Raw genomic sequence first — 16,831 nt, 5'->3', positions numbered from 1 at the left:
CAATATTTGTTTAAAAATTAAAGATCCGGTTTTAACACCTATTCTTTAAAAGGAGGAACAAAAATAGTTATTTAATACCTTCAAACAATGAAAATAGTCGAAAGAAACGTAATTTAGCCACAAAAATTTATACATGCTTTTTTTATACAATTTAGTAGTTTCTCTTGCGGGGTTTTTTCTGAAAATCATCGCACTCTTTAGTCCGAAAATTAAACTTTTTGTAGATGGCCGAAAAAATGTTTTTGCTATACTCGAAGAAAAAATAAAACCAACAGATAAAACAATTTGGTTTCATTCTGCATCACTTGGAGAATACGAGCAAGGCTTGCCGGTAATCGAAAAGATAAAAGAAAAATATCCTTCACATAAAATAATAGTTACTTTTTTCTCTCCTTCAGGTTATGAAGTACGCAAAAACAATACTGTTGCCGATGTTACTATTTACCTTCCTTTAGACACTAAAAGTAATGCTAAACGATTTTTTAAATTAGCACATCCTGAATTGGCTTTCTTTATTAAATATGAATTTTGGCTTAATTATTTAAAGGAATTAGAAACAAACAAAGTTCCCACTTATTTGATTTCAGGTATTTTTAGAGACAATCAAATGTTTTTTAAATGGTATGGCGGATTTTACAGAAAAGCGCTTAAAGCTTTTATGTATTTCTTTGTTCAGAATGAAAAATCAAAAGAAAAAATTGAAGGTATTGGGTTTCATAATGTAATTGTTTCCGGCGATACTCGTTTTGATCGTGTTAATGCGATTTTAGAACGAGACAATTCTCTTGATTATATTGAGAAATTTAAAAATAACAAACCTGTAATAGTTATTGGAAGTTCATGGCCAAAAGACGAAGCTCTTTTAGCTGAATATATTAATCAGTCTTCAGAAGATGTTAAATTTATTATTGCACCGCATAATATTAAGACTGATCAAATTGCAAATCTGAAAGCACAGCTTAGCAAACGAACTATTTTATTTTCAGAAAAAGAAAATGTCGATTTATCTAATTATTCTGTATTTATAATAGACACTATAGGTTTGCTTACTAAGATTTACAGTTACGGAACGATTGCTTATGTTGGCGGCGGATTTGGAAATCCCGGAATTCATAATATACTTGAACCTGCTACATTTGGAATTCCGATTTTAATCGGACCTAACTATTCCAATTTTGCAGAGGCCGTTTTACTGGTTAAACTTGGAGGCTGTATTCCTGTTTCTTCTTTTGAAGAATTAAAACAAAATTTTGATCTCTTGCTAACGGATGAAAGTTTTCTAAAAGAGAAAAGCGAAATCTGCAAATCATATATTCAAGACAATAAAGGCGCAACGGAAAGCATCATGAAAATCGTCTCAAAATAGTTTCAAAACAACAATCATAGAGTCCTGACATCATTTTTTATAAAAAAACCTTCTAAAAGAGCTTATTTTAATTTTTAGAAACTGTGTAATAATCAATGAAAAACAAAATAAACCACAATCAAAACAACCAAACAATCGATTCTCTTGTAGAATATTCAATAAAAAATAATTTACACAAAACATAAGATAATACCACGTTTTATTTGCGTTTTGGCATATTATTTGATAAATAAGATAATCGTGAGCAATGAAAATATTTTAAAAAAAAAATAAAAAAATATTTTACATATTAAAAAATTTATATCTTTGCCACGAATTAATAATTAACCTTTTATAATAAAGTAAGATGAAAAAAGTATTTTTAAGTTTAGCTGTTGTTGCTGTTTTAACTGTTGTATCTTGTAAAAAAGCTGACGCTGCTGCTGATGCTACTGCTGTAGATTCTACTGCTGTAACTGTTGATTCTGCTGCTGCTGTAGTCGATTCTGCTGCTGCAACTGTTGACTCTGCTGCTGCAAAAGTTGATTCTGCTGCTGCAAAAGTTGAAGAAGCTGCTCCAGCTAAAAAGTAATTCTAAATTACTCAAAAAATTAAAAAGCTATCTTTTATTAGATAGCTTTTTTTTGTGCTTTATATTTTTTGTAAGCATAAAAAAAGGGCGTTTTGAAATTTTATCTCAAAAACGCCCTTTTTTTTACTCCGCTGCTTCTTCAAACACTTCTTCATCTCCAAAAATCGATTCGCTGGATGCGAAATCTAAAATCTCTGCCCTCGTAGCATAATTTACAATTTCCTTAATCCCTTTCTGCAAAAGCAATTCAGTTGTATATTTCCGACTTACTGCAAAATAAACTTCCCCCAACATCAATTTAAAGAAATACTTCCCCCCAGAGCCTTTAAATCTTAAAAATTTAGCCTGATCTATATTCGCCTTAAATTTCTCAATATCTTCTTCACATTCAAATTTCAACTCATAACTTAAACTTGTAAAAATCACTTTTCCTTTTCTCGAAGTAAAAACAAATTTATATTCATCATTAAATCTTTTACTAATTACAAAAGCCCCCATATTTAGATTTCAGATTTTAGAATGTTGATTTTAGATTTTTCTTTAGACTCTTAGACTCTTAGATTCTTAGATTCTTAGATTCTTAGATTCTTAGATTCTTAGATTCTTAGATTCTTAGATTCTTAGATTCTTAGATTCTTAGATTCTTAGATTCTTTAAAATAAATTTACTTCGCAAATTTATTTTTAAGATGAGTTTACACAATAAAAAAAGCCTCTTCAAAAAGAAGAGGCTTTAGTACTCAGAGCGGGACTTGAACCCGCACGAACATTGCTGTTCACTGGATTTTAAGTCCAGCGTGTCTACCAATTTCACCATCCGAGCATTATATGGTTTTGAGCGAAAAACGGGGCTCGAACCCGCGACCTCGACCTTGGCAAGGTCGCGCTCTACCAACTGAGCTATTTTCGCGTTTCAAATCTTAGTAAGAACTGCAACACTTGTTTCGTATTGCGAGTGCAAATTTAGGACATTTATTCAATTATACAAGCGTTTTTCAAAAAAATATTTCACTTATTTTATAACTTTCTGATAACCTAAACTTTAAATTTGAAAATTTTACAAATTTATTTTTTCACCAACATTCTTTTGATCTCATTCAGCTTCATTAAGGCTTCAACTGGTGTGATCGCATTTATATCAAGACCTAGAATTTCTTCTTTTATTTCTTCCAATAATGGATCATCCAAATTAAAGAAACTCATTTGCATTTCATCATTTGCAGATTTCACTCCATTTAATGCATCACTTGAATGATTTTTTTCTAATTTCTTTAATAGTTTCTGTGCTTTTAGAATAACAATCTGAGGCATTCCCGCCATTTTTGCCACATGTATACCAAAACTATGCGCACTTCCGCCTTTTACAAGCTTTCTAATAAAAAGAACAGTATCTTTTAATTCTTTTACTGCAACATTATAATTCTGAATCCTCGGCAAAGATTCTGTCATTTCGTTTAACTCATGATAATGTGTCGCAAACAAAGTTTTTGGTTTTGACGGATGCTCATGCAAAAAATCGGCAATCGCCCAAGCAATAGAAATTCCGTCATATGTACTTGTTCCTCTTCCAATTTCATCCAGCAATACTAAACTTCTGTCAGAGATATTATTCAAAATAGAAGCTGTTTCGTTCATTTCTACCATAAACGTAGATTCTCCCATCGAAATATTATCCGATGCTCCTACTCTGGTAAAGATTTTATCAACAATTCCCATTCTTACGCTGTCTGCAGGAACAAAACTTCCCATTTGAGCCAATAATACAATTAAGGCTGTTTGTCTTAAAATAGCAGACTTACCAGACATGTTGGGCCCGGTAATCATAATAAGCTGCTGCGTTTCTCTGTCCAGAAAAACATCATTGGCAATATAAGGAGTACCAACAGGCAATTGTTTTTCGATTACAGGGTGTCTTCCGTTTTTAATATCCAATTCAAAAGTTTCATCTATTTCCGGACATACATATTGATTTTCAATCGCTAATTGTGTAAACGAACATAAACAGTCTAATTGCGCTACCAAAAACGCGTTCATTTGAACTGGTTTAATATAAGTAGCAATCCAAGCCACTAATTGCTCAAAAAGTTCGGTTTCAATTTTATGAATTTTTTCTTCAGCACCTAAAATTTTTGTTTCGTATTCTTTTAATTCTTCGGTAATATAACGCTCTGCATTTACCAAAGTCTGCTTACGAATCCATTCTGCCGGAACTTTATCTTTATGCGTATTTCTAACTTCTATATAATATCCAAAGACATTATTGAATGATATTTTCAAAGAAGAAATTCCGGTTGCTTCAGATTCTCTTTTTTCAATTCCTTCTAAATATTCTTTTCCTGTTGTAGAAATTGCACGTAAATCATCCAATTCTTCGTTAATTCCTTTTGCAATCGCATTTCCTTTTGCAATCGCAACGGGCGCGTCCTGATTTAAAGTTGTTTTGATTTTTTCTCTTAGCAAGTCACAAGCATGCAGACTGTCTCCGATTACTTTTACAGCTTCTTGTGGACTTTCCAGAGCTAAAGTTTTAATTGGAATTATAGCATCCAGAGATTCTTTTAAATAAACAATTTCTCGAGGTGAAATTTTTCCTGTTGCAATTTTGGAAATCAAACGCTCTAAATCTGAAATCTGTTTGATTTGATATTGAATATTTTGTAAAACCTCTTGATTCGATTTCAAATACGAAACCACGTCATGACGGCTTTTTATTTTATTATTATCTTTTAAAGGAAGAGCAAGCCAACGTTTTAATAAACGACCTCCCATTGGCGAAAGCGTTCTGTCTATTACATCTAAAAGTGTTACTGCATTTGGATTATAACTGTGATATAATTCCAGGTTTCGAATCGTAAAACGATCCATCCAAACATAAGCATCTTCTGCAATACGCTGAATTGCCGTGATATGCTGCACACGATTGTGCTGCGTTTCTGATAAATAATATAAAATTGCTCCAGAAGCAATAATTCCTTCTTTTAATTCTTCTACACCAAAACCTTTTAAGGAAGAGGTTTGAAAATGTTTTGTTAATGTTTCTAGTGCATAATCTTCTTTGTAAATCCAATCTTCCAAGTAAAAGCTATGAAAATCTTCTCCGAATGCATCTTTAAAATCAGTCTTACAGGTTTTTGGAACTAAAACTTCGCTTGGATTAAAATTCTGAAGTAATTTATCAATGTATTCTGCATTTCCCTGCGCTGTAAGAAACTCACCGGTAGAAACATCTAAAAAGGCAACTCCTATATTTTTATTAGCAAAATAAACCGATGCTAAAAAGTTGTTTGTTTTTGATTGTAAAACTTCATCATTAAGAGAAACTCCGGGAGTTACCAATTCTGTAACGCCACGTTTTACAATAGTTTTGGTCATTTTTGGATCTTCAAGCTGATCACAAATTGCTACACGAAGTCCTGCTTTTACTAATTTCGGCAGATAAGTATTAATAGAATGATGCGGAAAACCGGCCAGCGCCGTTTCGGTTTCAGAACCTGCACCTCTTTTTGTCAAGGTTATACCAAGAATTTTAGAGGCTCTAATGGCATCTTCTCCAAAGGTTTCGTAAAAATCTCCTACTCTGAAAAGCAGACATGCATCAGGATATTTTCTCTTGATTTCGTTATACTGTTTCATTAAGGGTGTTTCTTTCACCACTTTATCTTTAGCTGCCAAATTGTTATGTTTTAAATGAAAAAATCAGACAGCGAATTTAGGATTTTTTGAAAGAATATTGAAGCGTTCAAAAATTAAAATATTTTAAGAAATTTTTAAGTTGAGATATAAGATTTTTACATAGATTTGTTCATAATTAAAACAAAGATTCTAAAAGATGAAAAAAATAATCTTAATTGCTATGTTAGCTGTAGTTGGAATTACAGCTTCTAATGCTCAGGCTAAAAAAGGAACAGCTAAAGTTGCAAAAGTTGAAGGAGCTGGAATGGCTTTTGAAACTGAAACTATTGACTACGGAACTATCGCACACAATGCTGATGGAAAACGTGAGTTTGTTTTCGTTAACAACGGAACTAAACCATTAATCATCACTAACACACAAGGTTCTTGTGGATGTACAGTTCCTACAACACCAAAAGAGCCAATCGCTCCAGGTGCTAAAGGTATTATTGGTGTAAAATATGCTACTGACAGAGTTGGTGCTTTTACAAAAACTGTAACTGTTACTTCTAACGCTGAAGGACAACCAACAAAAGTACTTACTATTAAAGGTACAGTTTTACCAGATCCAGTAAAAAGCTAATCTGAGAAACAATAAAATAATTAAAAAAGCTTCCTTATCTTTGGAAGCTTTTTTTATAACCTCAATTCAAAACAAATGAGAAAACTTGAAAATAGCGAATTAGACCGTAAATCGATTGAAGATTTTAAGAAATCAGAGAAAACACCGCTGATTTTAGTATTAGATGATATTCGCAGCTTACATAATATTGGATCTGTATTTAGAACTGCCGATGCTTTTTTGGTAGAAAAAATAATCTTATGTGGTATTACCGCTACCCCACCCAATAAAGAAATTCATAAAACTGCTTTGGGGGCAACTGAGACTGTTGCTTGGGAGCATCATGAAAATGTTTTGGAAGTTATTGAAAATCTTAAAAAGGAAAATGTAGTAACTCTGGCTATTGAACAAGTTGAAAGCGCGATTTTTCTTCAGGATTTTAAAGTAGAAGAAAATCAAAAATATGCTTTAGTTTTTGGTAACGAAGTCTATGGTGTAGCGCAGGAGGCAGTTGCTATCTGCGACGGTTGTATTGAAATTCCTCAATTGGGAACTAAACATTCTCTAAACATTGCTGTTAGTGCCGGAATTGTTGTTTGGGATTTGTTTCAAAAACTAAATTGACCAACAAGTAATTAAATAAAAATTTCACCTTAAAGTTGTGATTTTAAAGTTATTTTTAGAGTTTAATTGTTAGAAATTGAAATATTTTTTTTTATTATTATAAAATTGATACTTTTATAAAATGAAAAATAATAGTTCTCTAAAAATATCTTTTTTATTCGCTTTATTACTATCCAGTTTTTTTGGCTTTGCACAATATACCGCAATTCCTGATCCAAATTTTGAACAGGCATTAATCGATTTAGGAATTGATTCTGGTGTTATTGATCATCAGGTTTTGACAGCAAATGCTGCCAATGTAAAAATATTATCAATTCCTGGAAGAGGTATTTTTGATTTATCAGGAATTGAAGCTTTTACAAAATTAGAGCTATTAGATTTGGGATTATCAGACAATAATAATCCTTTTATAAAAAATAAAATTCCTTCTTTAAATCTTTCAAATAATTTACTGCTTAGAAGTTTAGATTGCGGTTATAATGAATTAACAACGCTTGATGTTACAAAAAACACAGCTTTAGAAGTTTTAGTTGTAGAAAATAATCAACTAAGCAGTTTAGATGTATCTCAAAACATATTACTAGTAAGTTTATTTTGTTCCAACAACAATCTTACTGCTTTAGACGTTACAAAAAATACATCTTTAGTAGGCTTAAGTTGTACTTCAAATAAGATAAGCACTTTAGATGTATCTAAAAATATTTTTTTACGAGATTTCAGTTGTGCCTCTAACAATCTATCAAACATTGATGTTTCTGCAAATGTTAATCTTGATTATTTTAATATACTTGCAAATCATTTGACGTCGCTAGATGTTACAAAAAATACAAAATTGTCAGTTTTAAATTGTCGCTTCAATCAATTAAAAAGTTTAGACATCTCTACAAACACTAATTTATTTAATTTTTGGTGTGATAGTAACCAATTGACTTATTTGAATTTAAAGAATGGACAAAATTCAAAACTTACCGCTCTTGACTTAAAAAACAATCCAGCTCTTACGTGCGTACTAGTAGATAATGTCTCTTATTCCAACACCAATTGGTCAACGTTTAAAGACGCATCTGCTTCTTATTCTAACAATTGTAATGCCGTGGCCGCTACAGCACCAATATTAAAGTCAACAGGAAATCAACTATACTGTCCACAAACCAATATTAAAATTGTTGAAGATTTTTCTATAACTCACGATCCAGCAGAAACTGGAACAGAGGCAATTTATATTCAAATTTCATCTGGTTATGCAGCAGGATTAGATAAACTGGAACTTTCTAATCTAGCATCACATCCATCAGTATCTTTTAGCTGGGATCCTTCAGCCGGAAAATTAACATTGTCTAGTGCTACAGGCGGAGACGTCCTATACTCAGAGCTGGAACTTGCAATAAAAGATGTTGTTTATTCAAATTCTTCTGCAACAGCTTCAGGAACCAGAACTTTTTCTATTACACTTGGACAAGCCAATTATTTACCATCAACACAACATTATTATCAATACATTCCGATCGTTGGTATAACCTGGACAAATGCTAAAATTGCTGCAGAATCTGATGCTAATATTTACTATGGAATAAGAGGATATTTAGCCACGATTTTATCTGCCGATGAAGCCAAATTAATTGGAGAACAAGCATCTGGAACTGGCTGGATTGGTGGCAGCGATGCAGAAATTGAAAGCGTATGGAAATGGGTTACAGGTCCGGAAGCTGGAACAGTTTTCTGGAACGGAAATGCAAATGGATCAACTCCAAATTACGCGTTTTGGAATAATGGCGAACCTAACCAGCAAGGTGATGAAGATTATGCACATATTACACAACCCGGTGTCGGATTAAGAGGTTCTTGGAATGACTTATCTAATACTGGCTCTTTAACACCTGGTGATTCTTATCAGCCAAAAGGATATATTGTTGAATATGGCGGGATGCCTGGCGATCCTATTTTGCAAATCGCAACAAGTACCAAAATTACTATTCCTGTAATTAATACATTGCTTACACCAAATCCTGTATGTGATTCTGGCAGTTTTACTTTAAATGCCACTGCTACAACCGGAGCAACAATCAGTTGGTACGATGCAGCTGTTGGAGGAAATTTATTAACAACCGGAGCTACTTACACGACACCAACAATAAACACTACAACCATTTATTATGCTGATGCCGGCTGTGAAACCAATAGAAGATCAGTTACTGCTGTAGTTAATAAAACACCAAATAACCCTGTTTCAACTTCGCCGACTGTTACAAGATGCGGTGCGGGAACTGTAACACTTGAAGCGAGTTCAAATGTTGGTACTATTAACTGGTTTACAGACGCTTCTGGAGGGACAAGTATTTATAATGGAAATTCTTTTACAACTCCATCAATCTCTTCTAATACAACTTATTACGCTGAGGCATCAAACAATGGCTGTATCAACACAAATCGTACCGCTGTCAATATCATTATTTATACACCGCCAGTTGTTACCGATGAAACTTTGGTTTTATGCCAATCTCAAAAAATTACATTAAATGCCGGAATTGCCGGAATGAGTTATTTATGGTCTAATGGTGCAACAACTCAAACTACCGAGGTAAATGCCGGAGGAAAATATACTGTTGTGGTTACAGATCCAGGTCCTGGAAGCTGTAGCAGCACTAAAACAGTAACTGTTGAAGAACACTTAAAACCAGAAATAGATAAAATTGATGTTGCCGGAACGAGAGCAATAATCAATACGACTAAACCTCAAGATTATTTTGAATATTCTGTAGACGGCGTAAATTTTCAGGATTCGAATATATTTTATGATGTTCCCGGAGGTTTACAGACGGCTTATGTAAGAGAAAAAAGCGGATGCGGTCAAGATACACAGCAATTTGTTGTACTTGTTTTTCCTCCATTTTTTACTCCAAATAATGATTCTTATAATGATGTTTGGGAAGTAACGGGAATGGAAAATTATCCGCAGGCTGAGGTAACAATTTTTGACCGATACGGAAAACTGATTGCAAATTTAAATCATTCTAAAATGAGCTGGGACGGAACTTTTGAAAGAACTCCACTGCCCGCTTCTGATTATTGGTATGCCTTAAAAATTGACAATACTTTGCCTATTTTAAAAGGACATTTTTCACTAAAAAGATAATTACTTTAATTAGAAAATGTGTCAATTTGATAATTAGATAATGCTTTACATTCGTAAAAACAATTTTCTAATTATCAAATTTATTAATTGGCACATTAACCAATCTTCTTCTGAATTTCATTCAAGATAAAAATATAATCTTCGTGTTTTTTTACAAAATCACGATCTGAAACGTCTATAATTAAAACATTCAAATCGGTTTGGGATTTTATATATTCTAAATAGCCGTTATTGATTTTTTCTAAATAAGTCGCTTCAATATTTTGCTCATAAGTCCTGCCTCTTTTTTTGATATTTTGAAGCAATCGATCTGTATTTTGATACAGATAAATATATAAATCCGGCTTTGGCATTTCTTTGTAAATGATATCGAATAAATTTCGGTACAAACGATATTCATCTTCTGCCAATGTAATTTTAGCAAAAATCAAAGATTTAAAAATATGATAATCGGCTACAATAAAATCTTTAAACAAATCAAACTGAGCCAAATCATCTGATAACTGCTGATAACGATCTGCCAGAAAAGACATTTCTAACGGAAATGCGTATCGGTTTTGATCTTTATAAAACTTCGGCAGAAAAGGATTGTCTGCAAAACGCTCTAAAACCGTTTTTGCATTAAAATCTTCTGCAATTTTATGCACAAGCGTTGTTTTTCCAGCTCCAATATTTCCTTCAAAAGAGATATAATTAAATTTTTCTAATGGAATTTGATTTAGCGGACTTTTTAAATCCTGAACTACAGTACAAACGCTGTCATCTGGCGAAACGGCAATTAATTCTGAAATAGATTTATGAAGAACAGGATGTTTCCAATCTAATTTTAAATCTTGTAACGGCAATAAAACAAAATTTCGGTTCTGCATTAAAGGATGCGGTACCTGAAGTTTTTCAGAATCAATAACTTCATCATCAAAAACAATCACATCAACATCAATAATTCGGGATTGATATCCTTGTTGTTCAGATCTGATTCTTCCTAATTGTTTTTCAACTTTTAAAACCTGATTTAATATTTTATGTGATGCAGCATTGGTATGCAAAAGAAGCGCGCAATTGTAAAAAGCATCACTTTCAAACCCCCACGCAGGCGTTTCATATAGTTTTGAAACCCGAATAACACAACCTACTTCCCGATGTATCAGTTCGATACAACTTTCGATGTTAGCCAGCCTATTTCCCTGATTACTTCCTATAGATAAAACGACTTGATGCTGTGATTTCATAATTAATGCAAATTAACTAAAACTATTTTAGAATTAACAATATATTTGTGTACGGGCTCATGTAATCGATTAAAAATTGTGCCTTAAAATTTGTAACATATTAGCCTTTTTTGCTACTTATTAAAAAAATATACTTATGAAGTTTTTAGGAAATGTACTTGCTACAGTGATTGGTATTTTTGTTTTTATCATGCTCTTCTTTTTTGGAGTAATACTCATTGGAGCTATTTTTGGAGGAGAAGATGCCGTGTCTGTTAAAGCCGATTCTGTTATTGAATTGGATTTAAAAGACATTAAAAATGATTATGCCGGAAAATACAAAGATCCGTGGGTTACTGTCTTTTCAGATAAAAAAGAGATCGGAATTACTGATGTTATAAACGCTATCGAAGCTGCAAAAACGGATGATAAAATTAAAGGAATCTCGATCTTAAATGACGAATCTTCTTTAGGATTAGCGCAATATAAAGATTTGAGAAATGCTTTGGAAAGCTTTAAAAAATCAGGAAAATTTGTTTGGGCATACGCTAATACGTATTCTCAAAAAGAATATTATTTAAATTCTGTTGCCAATACCGTTTATTTAAATCCTGCGGGAGATTTAGATTTTAAAGGACTTTCTTCTGAAGTGATGTTCTTTAAAGATTTTCAGGACAAATCAGGTATTAAAATGGAAGTGATTCGTCACGGAAAATACAAAAGTGCTGTTGAGCCATTTTTAGAAAATAAAATGAGTGACGCCAACAGAGAGCAAATGACGGCTCTTTTGAATTCTATCTGGACAACGGTTTCTACAGATATTTCAAAAAGCAGAAATATTCCTCTTCCTAAATTAAATGAAATTGCAGACGGTTTACTGGCCAGAACTCCAGAAATGGCAAAAGCACAGCACTTAGTAGATGTTGTAGCCTATGAAGATGTTTATCATAACGCAATCAAAAAAGCATTAAAAGTAACAGGTGACGATGATTATAATAAAATTTCGATAGAAGATTATACTCAAAACAATGTTACTACTGCTTTAACGAATACAGCAAGCGATCAAATTGCTATTATTTACGCTCAAGGCGAAATTATGGGCGGTGAAGGCGACGTTACCGTAATTGGTGAGGGTTCTATGCGTCGTTCTTTGCAGGAAGCCAGAAAAAATGACGATGTAAAAGCGATTGTTCTTAGAATTGACAGCCCGGGCGGAAGCGCTTTAACTTCTGATTTGATCTGGAGAGAAATTGAAATTACTAAAAAAGTAAAACCAGTTGTAGTTTCTATGGGTAATTATGCTGCTTCTGGAGGTTATTATATTGCTTGTAATGCCGATAAAATATTTGCAGAAAGTAATACTATTACAGGATCTATTGGTGTATTTGGTATGCTGCCAAATTTTAGTCCGCTTGCCAATAAATTAGGAATTAATACCGAGCAGGTAAAAACACACGAAAATGCTGCAAACTACAGTCCGTTTGTGCCAATTGACGAAAAATTTAAAGCGTTTACTTTAGAAGGTGTAGAAAAAATTTACAACGAATTTGTAACGCATGTGGCGCAAGGCCGAAAAATGACTTTTGCGCAAGTAGACGCAATTGCACAAGGAAGAGTTTGGTCTGGATCTGAGGCTATAAAAATTGGTTTAGTAGATCAAATTGGAGGTCTTAATGATGCTATTGCCGAAGCTGCTAAAATCGCAAAAGTAAAAACATACAGCACACAAAATTATCCAGAATACGAAAAGAAATTCAGCGATATACTTTCTGGTCTGCCTTTTGCACAGTCTAAAGAAGCTTTTATAAAAGAAGAAATTGGCGAAGAAAACTATATGCTTATCGAGCAGGTAAAAAAATTCCAAAACCAAAAAGGTGTTCAGGCAGTAATGCCGTTTGGTATTAACATTCACTAATCTTATTAGAAAATGAATAAAATAATCCTTCTTCTGACCATTCTTTTCCTGAGTTTTGTAAATGCTCAGGATAAAAAAGAGCTTACTTATAAAGAATCTCCAATAACCTTAAAAATTAATGTAGATCTGCTTTATGGGACTTTGACAACTCCGGATTTGACAAAAAAAGTTCCAGTAGCTTTAATCATTGCGGGTTCGGGACCAACGGACAGAAATGGAAATAATCCGATGATGAAAAACAATTCGCTAAAAATGCTTGCAGAAGCTTTGGCTAAAAACGGAATTGCATCATTACGATTTGACAAAAGAGGGATTGGAGAAAGTAAAAAATCGGCAATTTCAGAATCAAGTCTGGTTTTTGAAAATTATACGGAAGATGTAAAAAGCTGGATTAATTTATTAAAACAAGACAAACGTTTTTCTAAAGTGATTCTTATCGGACATAGCGAAGGTTCTTTGATTGGAATGATTGCCGGCGCCAAAGCAGACAAATTTATTTCTATTGCAGGAGCAGGAGATTCGGCAGATAAAATTTTGAAAACACAAATTGCTGCTAAATCGATGAAGCAAATTGAGGATATGACTTTTCCGATTATTGATAGTTTAAAGAACGGAAATAAGGTAAAAAAAGTTGATCCAATGCTAAATTCTCTTTTTAGACCAAGCATTCAGCCTTATTTAATTTCCTGGTTTAAATACAATCCGCAGACAGAAATTCAGAAATTAACCGTACCTATATTAATATTACAAGGAAACAACGATTTACAAGTTACAGTGCAGGATGCCGAGAATTTAGCAAAAGCAAATAAAAATGCTGAACTCTTAATCGTTGATAAAATGAATCATATCATGAAAGTTATTGATGGTGATCAGCAAGCAAATTTAGCCAGTTATAACAACGAAACTTTACCCATTTCTGAAACACTGACAAACAAAATTGTTTCTTTTATTCAGAAATAACAATAAAGACAAAATTAAATCCGTTTGAATATAAGATCAAACGGATTTTTTATTTTAACAAATAGCTAAAATTTCCTACATTTTTTAGTAAACTTTTATCTCAAACTCAACCAAAAAAAACTACTTTTGCAGAGTTGATTTTAACATTAAACCCTCAAATGAAATTAATATGCTTAAGAAAATTTTAAAAATAACTGCTATCCTACTAGTAGTAATTGTAGCTTCATTATTTGCTATTCCTTATTTCTTTAAAGACCAGATTAAGGCCAAAATTGCTCAGGCAATCAACGAAAGTGTTGATGCTAAAGTAAGTTTTGCAGATGCCGATTTAAGTTTGTTTAGAAACTTCCCCAATGCAAGTGTTGGAATCGAGAAATTGGTGATCATAAACAAAGCGCCTTTTGAAGGTGATACTTTGGTTTCGCTTGGCGAATTAAACTTAAAAATGAGTATTAAAGAACTTTTTAAAGGAAAGGATGAACCTTTAAGTATTCAGGGAATTACCTCAACAAATGGTTTAATCAATATTATCTTTAATAAAGACGGTGTCGGAAATTTTGACATTGCGCTTAAAGACAAAGAAAAAACAGAAAAAGACGAAGCGAGTAAACCGCTTTCGCTAAAAATTCAGAACTACAAAATCGAAAATTTTACTTTTAGATATATCGATCAGGGTTCTAAAATAAAAATGGTTATTGACAGCTTAAATCATGAAGGAACAGGAGATTTCACCAATTCTAAACTTGATTTAACCACAAAATCTACAGCAAAAGTTTCTTTAGACATGGATAAGATGAATTACATGAAAAATGTAAAACTGACTCTAGACGCTGTTTTAGGAATTGATTTAGAAAAAAGCAAATATACTTTTAAAGAAAACAAAGCTTTAATAAACCAATTGCCGTTAGAATTTGACGGATTTATACAAATGGTTGAAAAAGGCCAGATTTATGATTTAAAATTCAAAACGCCAACTTCATCATTTACCAACTTCTTAGGATTAATTCCGTCTGCTTATTCTTCTAGTTTAAACGGCGTAAAAACTACTGGTGATTTTACCGTTGTTGGTTTTGCAAAAGGAGAATTAACAGATACTACGGTTCCTAAATTCAATATTGCGATTGCATCAAACAATGCTTCTTTTCAATATCCAAACCTTCCAAAATCGGTTCAGAATATTGTAATTGATACCAAGATTATAAATGAAACAGGAATCTTAAATGACACCTACGTTAATTTAGATAAACTTTCGTTTAGAATCGATCAGGATGTTTTTAGCGCTAAAGCGAATATTAAAAACATTACGGTAAACCCAATTGTAGATGCTGCCTTAAAAGGAACGATCAATTTAGCCAACCTTTCTAAAGCGTATCCAGTTAAAATGGATAAACCTTTGGCGGGTATTTTAAAAGCAGACGTAACTACCAATTTTGATATGGCTTCTGTAGAAAAAAGTCAATACCAAAACATCAAAAATGCTGGTACAATGAGTTTGTCTGGATTTAAATATACAGATGAAAACAATAAATCTATGAACATCAGCACTGCTTTAGTGCAGTTCAATACTAGTACCATCAACTTAAAACAATTTGATGCTACAACTGGAAAAAGTGATTTAAGCATCAACGGAGTTTTAGAGAATTTCTATGGTTTTATGTTTAAAAAACAGGAACTTAAAGGAAATTTCAACATGAGCTCAAACCAATTGGCAGTTGATGATTTTATGACTTCTGGCGAACCTGCGAAAACGGGAACAACAACAGAAACAAAAACTCCAGCAAAACCAGCTGAAGCAATGAAAATTCCTGCGTTCTTAAATTGTACTTTGAATGCAAAAGCAACAACGGTTTTATATGATAATTTAAAACTAAAAGATGTTTCTGGAAAATTAATTATCAAAGATGAAAAAGCAACTTTAGAGAATTTTAAAACATCGATTTTTGGAGGTTCTATCGGATTGACAGGAACTGTTTCTACAAAAGAAAAAGTGCCGACTTTTGATATGAATTTAGGTTTTAACCAAGTGGATATTGCGCAGACTTTTACGCAATTGGACATGATGAAAAAAATTGCTCCAATTGCCGGAATCATTAATGGAAAATTAAATTCGACTATTAAATTGAATGGAAATCTGGATGCTAAAGAATTGACTCCAGACTTAAAATCTATTTCGGGAGATTTATTAGGTCAATTGCTTTCTACTACTGTAAATGCTAAAAACTCAACACTTTTAAATTCTTTAAGCTCTAATGTCAAATTCCTTGATGTCAATAAATTAAACTTAAATGATTTAAAAATGGCATTGACTTTTGAGAATGGTAAAGTAAACGTAAAACCATTTGACATTAAATATCAAGACATTAAAGCTACTATTGGCGGAACTCACGGTTTTGACCAAAACATGAATTATAACATTAAGTTTGATGTTCCGGCGAAATATTTAGGAAGTGATGCAAATGCTTTGATTGCAAAATTGTCTCCTGCAGATGCTGCGAAACTGGACAATATTCCGATTAATGCTGTATTAACTGGTAATTTTTCTAATCCAAAAATTTCTACGGATATGAAAAGTGCGGTTACAAGTTTAACGACACAATTGGTGAATCAACAGAAAGAGAAATTAACTCAAAAAGGAGCTTCTGCACTTACTGATTTGATTAATAAAAATACGAAAGCCAAAGATACTACAAAAGCGGCAGCAACAGAAAAGGAACAAAAAACTCAGGAAGTAACTAAAAAAGCAAGTGACTTGTTGAATGGTTTATTTAAGAAGAAAAAATAAACCATAGTATATATAAAAAGAAAAAGGCCAATCTGATAG

Annotated in this window: 11 protein-coding genes and 2 tRNA genes; 8 read left to right on the top strand and 5 right to left on the bottom strand. The window is 32.6% G+C overall.

The window, feature by feature from the left end:
- Positions 1 to 133: 133 nt before the first annotated feature.
- Both EV144_RS19820 and EV144_RS19815 read left to right on the top strand, forming a co-directional pair.
- The gene (locus EV144_RS19820) at positions 134 to 1,366 is read left to right on the top strand and encodes a 3-deoxy-D-manno-octulosonic acid transferase (protein ID WP_134150892.1); all 1,233 of its coding nucleotides are present in this window, start codon (positions 134 to 136) and stop codon (positions 1,364 to 1,366) included.
- Positions 1,367 to 1,712: 346 nt separating this feature from the next.
- A complete protein-coding gene (locus EV144_RS19815; protein WP_134150891.1) occupies positions 1,713 to 1,937 on the top strand; it encodes a hypothetical protein in 225 nt (74 codons plus the stop codon).
- A 123-nt stretch (positions 1,938 to 2,060) separates the two neighbouring features.
- Here EV144_RS19815 and EV144_RS19810 read toward each other — a convergent pair whose 3' ends face one another.
- The 4 genes from EV144_RS19810 to mutS all read right to left on the bottom strand — a co-directional run bounded on the left by EV144_RS19810 (position 2,061) and on the right by mutS (position 5,608).
- Positions 2,061 to 2,435, bottom strand: coding sequence for a DUF1508 domain-containing protein (locus tag EV144_RS19810; protein WP_134150890.1), 375 nt, complete (start codon positions 2,433 to 2,435; stop codon positions 2,061 to 2,063).
- 238 nt (positions 2,436 to 2,673) lie between these two features.
- Positions 2,674 to 2,759: transfer RNA gene (locus EV144_RS19805), tRNA-Leu, on the bottom strand.
- A gap of 14 nt (positions 2,760 to 2,773) precedes the next feature.
- Positions 2,774 to 2,846 (bottom strand) — tRNA-Gly (locus EV144_RS19800).
- Between the two features lie 155 nt (positions 2,847 to 3,001).
- Complete coding sequence (mutS, locus tag EV144_RS19795; protein WP_166670609.1) at positions 3,002 to 5,608, bottom strand: DNA mismatch repair protein MutS; 2,607 nt, start codon at positions 5,606 to 5,608, stop codon at positions 3,002 to 3,004.
- Between the two features lie 157 nt (positions 5,609 to 5,765).
- On the opposite strand from mutS, the gene EV144_RS19790 reads away from it, so the two are divergent.
- From EV144_RS19790 to EV144_RS19780, 3 genes are all read left to right on the top strand, one after another.
- The gene (locus EV144_RS19790; protein WP_134150889.1) at positions 5,766 to 6,191 is read left to right on the top strand and encodes a DUF1573 domain-containing protein; all 426 of its coding nucleotides are present in this window, start codon (positions 5,766 to 5,768) and stop codon (positions 6,189 to 6,191) included.
- Positions 6,192 to 6,266: 75 nt separating this feature from the next.
- Complete coding sequence (locus tag EV144_RS19785) at positions 6,267 to 6,794, top strand: RNA methyltransferase (protein ID WP_134150888.1); 528 nt, start codon at positions 6,267 to 6,269, stop codon at positions 6,792 to 6,794.
- 121 nt (positions 6,795 to 6,915) lie between these two features.
- Positions 6,916 to 9,927 carry a T9SS type B sorting domain-containing protein gene (locus EV144_RS19780; RefSeq protein ID WP_134150887.1) on the top strand — a complete coding sequence of 1,004 codons (3,012 nt, stop codon included), beginning with the start codon at positions 6,916 to 6,918 and terminating at the stop codon, positions 9,925 to 9,927.
- Positions 9,928 to 10,022: 95 nt separating this feature from the next.
- Here the strand turns inward: EV144_RS19780 and folK are convergent, their stop codons facing one another.
- On the bottom strand, positions 10,023 to 11,156 hold the full coding sequence (gene folK / locus EV144_RS19775; protein ID WP_134150886.1) for a 2-amino-4-hydroxy-6-hydroxymethyldihydropteridine diphosphokinase: 1,134 nt from the start codon (positions 11,154 to 11,156) through the stop codon (positions 10,023 to 10,025).
- Between the two features lie 136 nt (positions 11,157 to 11,292).
- Between folK and sppA the strand changes: the two genes are divergently transcribed.
- The 3 genes from sppA to EV144_RS19760 all read left to right on the top strand — a co-directional run bounded on the left by sppA (position 11,293) and on the right by EV144_RS19760 (position 16,792).
- A complete protein-coding gene (sppA, locus tag EV144_RS19770) occupies positions 11,293 to 13,050 on the top strand; it encodes a signal peptide peptidase SppA (protein ID WP_134150885.1) in 1,758 nt (585 codons plus the stop codon).
- A gap of 12 nt (positions 13,051 to 13,062) precedes the next feature.
- Positions 13,063 to 14,010, top strand: a complete 948-nt coding sequence (locus tag EV144_RS19765) for an alpha/beta hydrolase family protein (RefSeq protein ID WP_134150884.1) — start codon at positions 13,063 to 13,065, stop codon at positions 14,008 to 14,010.
- Between the two features lie 169 nt (positions 14,011 to 14,179).
- Positions 14,180 to 16,792, top strand: coding sequence for an AsmA-like C-terminal region-containing protein (locus EV144_RS19760; RefSeq protein WP_134150883.1), 2,613 nt, complete (start codon positions 14,180 to 14,182; stop codon positions 16,790 to 16,792).
- The last annotated feature ends 39 nt before the right edge of the window (positions 16,793 to 16,831 follow it).

Origin of the sequence: Flavobacterium sp. 270, assembly GCF_004368785.1 — a bacterium.
In the GTDB taxonomy this organism is placed as follows: domain Bacteria; phylum Bacteroidota; class Bacteroidia; order Flavobacteriales; family Flavobacteriaceae; genus Flavobacterium.
This window is presented reverse-complemented; position numbering and strand designations above follow the sequence as displayed.